Source organism: Stenotrophomonas sp. 05L414_2 (assembly GCF_056397905.1).
Genome location: NZ_JBFTOJ010000034.1, coordinates 21,205 through 28,894, shown reverse-complemented (window position 1 = coordinate 28,894; position 7,690 = coordinate 21,205). Strand labels below are relative to the sequence as shown.

The window sequence follows — 7,690 nt, the reverse complement described above, 5'->3', positions numbered from 1 at the left end:
GTGCTGGTCGCGCTGACCGGGTTCTGAGATTGCCGGCCAGCGGCCGGCACTACCCCTATCTGATTCGAGGTCTGACCATGGCTGTTTCCAACACTTCCTTGCTGCATGGCTGGCGCCTGTTCATGGCCATCGCCGCAGTCCTGATCGCCTTTGCGCTGGCAGCCTTCGCTCTGCAACCGGATCTGGCCGAGGGCAGCCGCGCAGCGATCCGGGTCACTGCCCGCACGTCGTTCCTGCTGTTCCTGGCCGCGTTTACGGCATCGTCATTTGCCACCCTGCTGCCCGGGCCGACCACCCGCTTCCTGATGCGCGAACGCCGCATCATCGGCCTGTCGTTTGCGTTCTCGCATCTGCTGCATGCCTTCGCCATCACCGCGTTCGGCATCCTCAATCCGGCGTTCTGGCCAGCGCGCTCCGCCCTTGCCAATCTTCCCGGAACGATGGGTTACGTGGCCATCCTGGCGCTGGCCATCACCTCGCACCGGAGCATCGCCCGGCGCATGGGTCCAACCGCCTGGCGGCGACTGCACGTCACCGGCATGTGGGTCATCGCGGCGGTGTTCACCTATTCGTACTTCAAACGTGTACCCACGAACTTCTGGTATGCGGTGCCTTCGGCACTGCTGTTCACCGCCTTCKTGGTCCGCTGGATCGCCAAACGTGCTCAGTCGCTGCGCCGCAGCGCCCACGCCCGTCCTTCCCTGCCAGCGGCCTGATCATCCCCAACCGGAGTTTGAACATGACAGTCTCTTCCTCTCGCCGCCGTGCACTGGTCATCGGCGGCTCACGCGGCATCGGTGCGGCCATTGCGCAACGCTTGGCCGTTGATGGCCATGACGTCGCCATCACCCACGTCTCGCGCCCCGATGGGGCGCAGGCATCGCTTGATGCCATCCGCGCGCACGGTGGCCGCGCGCTCGCCTTCCAGGCTGACAGCAGCGATGCCGATGCGTTGCGCCGGGCCGTGGCCGCCGCTGCGCAGGCCTTCGGTGGGTTGGATGTGCTGGTGGTCAATGCCGGCCTGTACCGGCATACACCGATCGACAGCGTGGATCTGCCTACGCTGGACCAGCTGCTGGCGGTGAACATACGTGGCGTGGTGCTGGCCATCCAGGCGGCCCTGCCGCATCTGTCCGGCGGTGGCCGCATCATCACCATCGGCAGCAACACTGCCGTGCGCAGTGGTTCGCCCGGCAGCAGCCTGTATGCGATGAGCAAGGCGGCGGTGGCCGCTCTGGTGCGCGAGCTGGCGCTGGAGCTGGCCCCCAGCGGCATCACCATCAACAACCTACAACCCGGCCCGACTGCGACCGACATCACCGCCGGGCTGGATGAAAAGCTTGCTGCGCGGGTACCCCTGGGCCGCATTGCCCAGCCTGCCGAGATCGCGTCATTGGCCAGTTGGGTAGCGGGGCCGGAAGCGGGCTACATGACAGGCAGCAGCCTGACCATCGATGGAGGCTTCATCCTCTGAGCCGTTGCACGATCCCCCATCCCACACCCCACCGCATCACGGCGCCCGGCGCAGGGTGATCATCGTAATCTCCGACGGTACGCCGATGCGGGCCGGGAACCCGGCCCACAGGCCGGCACCGTTGCTCACGTACAGCGTCATGCCATCCACCGCGTAGCGACCGGAGACGAAGCCGCCGTTGGCGCGCTTCACCAGCTGGTCCATGCCGATGATCTGTCCGCCATGGGTGTGCCCGGACAGCTGCAGTTTCACCCCGCGTGCAGCGGCCTCGCGTGCATTGCGTGGCCGATGGTCGAGCAGGATCACCGGTGCGCTGGGGTCGGCACCGGCCAGGGCGGCCTCCAGGTCGGGCAGCGGCAGGCCATAGCGTGCGGCGACCGGGTCGGTGACGCCGGCGATGGTCAGTGCTGCCCCGCCACGGCGCACCTGGGTGTGGCTGTTTTCCAGCACCTGCATGTGCAGTGCACGGAAGGCCTGCATCCATTCGCTGTACTGCGCGTAGTACTCGTGGTTGCCGGTAATGGCGATCACCCCGTCCGGCGCACGCAGGTCCGCCAGTGGGGTGTAATCGTTGCGGCGCGCCTGCACGCTGCCGTCGATCAGGTCGCCGGTGATCACCACCAGATCCGGTTGCAGTGCGTTGCTTGCAGCCACGACCTGGCGCACCCAGTCGCCGGTSAGCAGGCGGCTGGCGTGGATGTCGGTGAGCTGCAGCACACGGTAGCCATCGAAGGCCTGCGGCAGTCCGCTGATGGCCACCTCGATCTGCCGTGGCTTGGGTACGGCCATGCCCTGGCTGACACCGAAGGCACTGAGCAGCAGCGCAAGCACCGCGGCAGAAGGGCGCAGCGCCTTGCTGCGCAGTACGGAAAGGACGCGCGGTGCGCGCAGCAGGCGCGCGGCCAACAGGCCGGCGTCCAGCACCAGCAACGCCAGAGCCAGCAGCAGCACGGCGGTGGAACCGGTGGCCAGCGTGGCAATGACCATCTTCGGAATTTCCGGGGAGGCCATCGTGCCCCAGAAGCTGGCGACGATGCGCAGCTGCACGGCAATGCCCACCAGCAGCACCGACAGCACCACCTTCGACCAGACAGGCAGGCGCAGCGGCCAGAACAGGCGCCAGGCCACATACAGGCCCATCAGAAAACCAATCGTACTCAGCACTACGACAATCCAGAACGGCGAACAGGCCCGCCATGGTGACGGCAGAAGATGGCAATGGATAGAGCCGGGCATGGGCCCAGCCCCGACATCGTCACGCTTCCGGCAGGCGTTCCACCCGCAGCCGCGTGATGCGCCGCTTCTCCATCGCCAGCACGGTGATGCGGATACCGGCCACCTCCAGCGTGTCGCCGATGTCGGGCAGGCGCCCCAGTTGCTCCAGCACCAGCCCGGAAATGGTCATGTAGTCCGCGCTGCGCGGCAGCGACACGCCGGCCAGCCGCTGCAGGTCGTCCAGGGTCAGCGCGCCGTCGGCGTCCCAGCAGTCCTCGCCCTGTGCAACCACGCCATAGCGCTCGTCCTGGGTATCGGCCAGATCACCGGCGATCGCCGCCAGCAGATCGTTGGCCGTTACCAGGCCTTCCACGCTGCCGTACTCGTCCACCGCCACTGCCAACGGCACCGGGTGCTGGCGGATCAGCTCCAGGGCCTGCAACGCACTGGCGCTGGACAGCACGTACTGCGGCTCGCGCAGGTTGCCTTCCAGTTGCAGTGGCTTGCCCTGCAGCAGGTCGGCCAGCAGGTCACGGCTCTGCACCACGCCACGCAGGCTGTCCAGGTCGCCCTCGCCCACCAGCATCCGCGTATGCGGCGACGCCACCAGGCGTGCGACCACATCGTCGTGACCACGCGCCATGTCGATCCACTGCACGTCGGCACGCACCGTCATCACGCTCGATACCGGACGGTCGGCCAGGCCCAGCACACTGCGGATCATCTCGTGCTCGGCGGGCTGCAGGCGTTCTTCGGTGCTGCCGCGCTCATCGGCTTCATCCTCATCGTGGCCATTGGCCTGGCGCGCACCCAGCAGCCGCAGCACGGCATCGGCAGTACGCTGGCGGAACGGCTGGCGCTGCTCGTTGCGCTCGCGGTTGAAACGTATCCACTGGTTGAACGCTTCCACCAGGATCGAGAACGCGATGGCCGCGTACAGGTACCCCTTCGGAATCCTGTAGCCCAGGCCCTCGGCCACCAGGCTGAAACCGATCATCAGCAGGAAGCCCAGGCACAGCACCACCACGGTCGGGTGCTTGTTGACGAAGCGGGTCAGCGGCTTGCTGGCCAGCAGCATCAGCGCCATCGCGATGGTCACCGCCGCATACATCACGCCGAGGTTGTCGACCATGCCGACCGCGGTGATCACCGAATCCAGCGAGAACACCGCATCAAGCACCACGATCTGCGCCACCACCATCGCAAAGCTGGCATAGACCTTCTTGCCATCCTCGTGATGCTCGCGGCCTTCAAGCCGCTCGTGCAGCTCCATGGTGCCCTTGAACAGCAGGAACAGGCCGCCGCCGAGCAGGATCAGATCGCGGCCGGAGAAGCTGTGCTCCAGCAGCGTGACCAGTGGTTCGGTCAGTTTCATGATCCAGGCCAACGCAGCCAGCAGCACCAGCCGCATCAGCAGCGCCAATGCCAGGCCGATCACCCGCGCGCGGTCGCGCTGGTGCGGCGGCAGCTTGTCGGCCAGGATCGCGATGAACACCAGGTTGTCGATGCCGAGAACGATCTCCAGCACGACCAGGGTTGCAAGGCCCATCCATATCGAGGGGTCAGCCAACCATTCCATTTCAGGTCCGTTTCGTCAGTAAGGGAAAAGTGGTGCGGTGCAGGCGTGCGGCGCAGCCAGGCTCAATCCGCATCCTGCGCCTGCGCAGGGTCATGCCCGAGCAGGTCGCCAGGGCTGCATTGCAGTTCGCGGCAGATCGCATCGAGGGTGGAAAAGCGGATTGCGCGTGCCTTGCCGGTCTTCAGGATCGACAGGTTGGCCAGGGTGATGTCGATGCGCCCGGCCAGCTCGGACAAGGTCATGCCGCGCTGCTGCAGCATGCGGTCGAGGGTGATGACGATCGCCATCAGATCATGCTCATCAAATCACACCGTCCAGATCGTCGCGCATCGCTGCGCCAACGGCGAACACCCGCGCCAGCACGAACAGCATCAGCACGGCCACCAGGCCGGTGATCGACATGCCACCGCCAACTTCCATCCACGCAAAGTCCGGCCCCATCCAGCTGGCATACAGACCGATCACGATGGACAGCACCTCCATCGCCAGCATCAGCCAGGCCATGCGTTGCAGGCGTACGGCATTGGCATGGGTGAAGGGGCGTTCGTTGGCCGCAGAACGCAGCAGCCGCGCCAGGTGGCGCAGGAACACCAGGCACAGCACCAGTAGTGCGACGATGGCGGCCAGGCCCACGCAGAAATGCAGGAACAGATGCGAACCGTGCACGGCCGCGGCCTGCGCGTCGTGCACGCTGTCCAGCAGCCAGTTGCGGTCGTAGGCCACCAGCGGCACCGCCAGCAGCGCGGCCAGGATGCCCAGCCAGCACATCGCGCGCACCGCCTGCACGGCGGTCTGGGCCAGGGTGAACAAGCCGCGCGCAGGAAGGGCGCGGGCGGGACGAGCGGTCAAGCAGCCTCCGATGTGGAGCGGCCCTGCCGCCCCGGGGTGGATTTATCGATAAACGATATATCACATCCCCGGGCTGTTGGCTGAATCGCGTGTACTCCGGCAGCGCTACCGGGCGGGTGCCGGTGCAGGCGGCGCGGCCTGTTCGCGCATCGCTTCGCCCGGCGTGGCCGAGGCCATCGCCTGCACCCCCGCCTCGGCGGCCTGCCGGGTGACCAGCCGGAAGCGCACGCGCAGCTTGCTTTCGCCCGGCGTTGCCCAACCGTACTGGATCGCCACCTGGTCGCCGGACAATGGACCGCGCGAGGGCAGCGAGCGGATCTGCAGCGGCTTCGGTGCGGCCTGCATCAGCCGCGCGAAGCCCTTCTGCACCACCGCCGGGTCGGCCTTCTCGGCATACACGGTGCAGGTGCCATCGTCGGCCCAGCTGACCGCATAGCGGCCACTGGCCAACGGCACCATCCATGCCATGCCCGGCTGGCCCTGCAGCAGCGTAGCGGCCTCGGCCGGCTGCAGCGGCGTCAGGCCATTGGCATCCATCAGCGACTGCAGCCGCGCCGGCGCGCCGATGTGCTGCATGCAGGCAGTGTCGAACAGTTCGCTGAAGGGATCCTGCGCCGGTGCCTTCGGCGCACGCGCAGGCTGGGCCATCACCACGATCGGCAGCAGCAGGCCAGCGATCAGCCAGGGCGCAGGGCGCATCGGAACTCCACGGAACGGAAAACAGCGGGGAGGATGACAAAGCCGGGAGGCAGTACGCAACGGGCACCCCCGCGCTTGACATCACCTGCCACCAGGGGGAACATCAGTTAACGAATTAGTTAACTGCAACCATGGACCGCATCTTCGAAGCCCTGGCCTCCACCGCACGCCGGCAGATCCTGGCCTACCTCAGCGCCGGCGAGCTCAGCGCCGGCGAGCTGGCCGAGCGCTTCGATTTCAGCAAGCCGGCACTCTCCAGCCACCTGCGCATCCTGGAAGACGCCGGCCTGATCGAACGCGAGAAGCGCGGCCAGTTCGTGTACTTCCGGCAGGTGCCCGACCGCCTGGCCAACACGCTGTTTTCCTGGGCTGCCGAAGTCTGTCCGGTCGGCGGCCCGCTGAAGCGCGAAGCGCGCGCACGCCGCAAGACACCCGCCCGCTGAGGAGCACTGCGATGCCCGGTTCGACCCGCACCAGCCGTTCGTTTCCGAGTATCCAGCTTCCGGCACACGACGGCGGTGGCCCGGTGGAAGTCACACTGATCGCGCAGCTCGGCATCGGTGCCGGCGACGCGCTGGTGAGCGATGCCAGCCAGCGCCAGCGCCACCACCCGGCCTTCATCGATGCGCTGGACGAGCCCTCGGCACGGTTGGGTGGCATGCACCTGCAGCACGGCGATCCGTCATCGCTGTACAGCTTCGGGGTGGGTGCCGGCGGCCATCCCTTCCACCGCCATGCCGGGCCGCGCATGTTCACCGCCATCGCCGGCAGTGCCGGTGCCGAGCTGCGGTTTGCCAGCGCATCCGATCAGCAGCTGGCGGACGATCCCTCGCACTTCCTGCGGTCGCTGCGTCGTGTCCGCATCCCGCCCGATTGCCTGTTCACCGTGCGCTTTGGTGGTGGCACCTGGCACCAGTTCGCCTCGAACAGTCCGGCCCACCCTGCCCTGTTCGCGCTCTCGTGCCACAGCAATGAGCTGGCCGGGGCGATGAGCGCGCAGGCGCGCGCACTGGCACAGGCAAACGCCGCGGACATTCCCAGCCTGACCGACGTGCTGCCAGCAGCGCACTGGCCCAGCGCAACCACACTTGCCGCCACGCCGTTGCTGCAACTGTCACTGCAGGCGGCAGCGCCCAGCCTGCGCGCACGCCTGTGCGTGCAGACGCGCACGTTGCTGGGGCCGCTGCGTCGCTTCAGCCTGGAGCCACTGCGCGGATTCGTGGAGCGGGCGACGCCGGCGTACCCGGTCTGCAGCAGCGCGTCGTCGCCTTCAGCGGGAATGCTCGCCAGCGCCCTGCCGCACGGTCACTACAACGACACGACCACGCTGACCCTGCACGGCGGGCAGACCCGCCATCGATCGGCCTCCGCCCTGCTGGCCGACATACTGGACGGGTTCCTGCGCAACCCGCCGGCGGGCGTCGGCCGCTTGATGGCCCTGCGCAATCGTCTGGTTGCACCACTGCGTCTGCGCACCTCGCCGCTGGGCTGCCCGGTGTCGTCGCTGCTGTCCACCGACCGCAGCCGCGTGTTCGGCGGACGTTTCCCGGTGCTGGATGCCCGAGTAGATGCGGAAGACCGGTGTGCCGAAGTGCTGCTCGGCGCAGACGACCGCCATCTCCGCTTCCGCAGCAGCGTGCGCGTGCAGTTCTGCGAGGACGGCCAGGTCCAGATCAGCCTGGGCTCGCGCGTGCAGACGCTCAATGCGTTTGGCCGCTTCTACATGGCCATGATAGACAGCGCCCATCGCCATTACGTGGCCCCGGCACTGCTGCGCCGCGCCGTTGAACATGCGCTGGCACCGGAACTGGCCGCGTGGTCCGGCACGCCTGTACATTCCTGAGCTGCGGCAGCACTGTGCAGGGGCCCTGTGC

At 67.3% G+C, this 7,690-nt stretch carries 9 protein-coding genes; 4 read left to right on the top strand and 5 right to left on the bottom strand.

Annotated features, from left to right (window positions below; all coding sequences use genetic code 11):
• Positions 1-77 precede the first annotated feature (77 nt).
• Together AC1DJN_RS07035 and AC1DJN_RS07030 are read left to right on the top strand one after the other, a co-directional pair.
• Complete coding sequence (locus tag AC1DJN_RS07035; RefSeq protein WP_478039027.1) at positions 78-716, top strand: ferric reductase-like transmembrane domain-containing protein; 639 nt, start codon at positions 78-80, stop codon at positions 714-716.
• Between the two features lie 23 nt (positions 717-739).
• Positions 740-1,474 (top strand): SDR family NAD(P)-dependent oxidoreductase, encoded by a 735-nt coding sequence (locus tag AC1DJN_RS07030; RefSeq protein ID WP_025873916.1) that lies wholly within the window; start codon positions 740-742, stop codon positions 1,472-1,474.
• A gap of 36 nt (positions 1,475-1,510) precedes the next feature.
• Here the strand turns inward: AC1DJN_RS07030 and AC1DJN_RS07025 are convergent, their stop codons facing one another.
• From AC1DJN_RS07025 to AC1DJN_RS07005, 5 genes are all read right to left on the bottom strand, one after another.
• Positions 1,511-2,647: a metallophosphoesterase gene (locus AC1DJN_RS07025; protein WP_442251638.1), complete on the bottom strand. Its 1,137-nt coding sequence runs from the start codon at positions 2,645-2,647 to the stop codon at positions 1,511-1,513.
• An 82-nt stretch (positions 2,648-2,729) separates the two neighbouring features.
• The gene (locus tag AC1DJN_RS07020) at positions 2,730-4,268 is read right to left on the bottom strand and encodes a TerC family protein (protein ID WP_032975909.1); all 1,539 of its coding nucleotides are present in this window, start codon (positions 4,266-4,268) and stop codon (positions 2,730-2,732) included.
• Positions 4,269-4,330: 62 nt separating this feature from the next.
• Positions 4,331-4,555, bottom strand: coding sequence for a helix-turn-helix domain-containing protein (locus AC1DJN_RS07015; protein WP_025873919.1), 225 nt, complete (start codon positions 4,553-4,555; stop codon positions 4,331-4,333).
• 13 nt (positions 4,556-4,568) lie between these two features.
• Positions 4,569-5,036, bottom strand: a complete 468-nt coding sequence (locus AC1DJN_RS07010) for a DUF2975 domain-containing protein (RefSeq protein WP_442251637.1) — start codon at positions 5,034-5,036, stop codon at positions 4,569-4,571.
• A 186-nt stretch (positions 5,037-5,222) separates the two neighbouring features.
• Positions 5,223-5,816 (bottom strand): NMCC_0638 family (lipo)protein, encoded by a 594-nt coding sequence (locus AC1DJN_RS07005; protein ID WP_032975907.1) that lies wholly within the window; start codon positions 5,814-5,816, stop codon positions 5,223-5,225.
• 131 nt (positions 5,817-5,947) lie between these two features.
• On the opposite strand from AC1DJN_RS07005, the gene AC1DJN_RS07000 reads away from it, so the two are divergent.
• Together AC1DJN_RS07000 and AC1DJN_RS06995 are read left to right on the top strand one after the other, a co-directional pair.
• Positions 5,948-6,259, top strand: coding sequence for a metalloregulator ArsR/SmtB family transcription factor (locus tag AC1DJN_RS07000; RefSeq protein ID WP_025873922.1), 312 nt, complete (start codon positions 5,948-5,950; stop codon positions 6,257-6,259).
• A gap of 11 nt (positions 6,260-6,270) precedes the next feature.
• Positions 6,271-7,659 carry a DUF2867 domain-containing protein gene (locus tag AC1DJN_RS06995; RefSeq protein ID WP_442251624.1) on the top strand — a complete coding sequence of 463 codons (1,389 nt, stop codon included), beginning with the start codon at positions 6,271-6,273 and terminating at the stop codon, positions 7,657-7,659.
• Positions 7,660-7,690 lie beyond the last annotated feature (31 nt).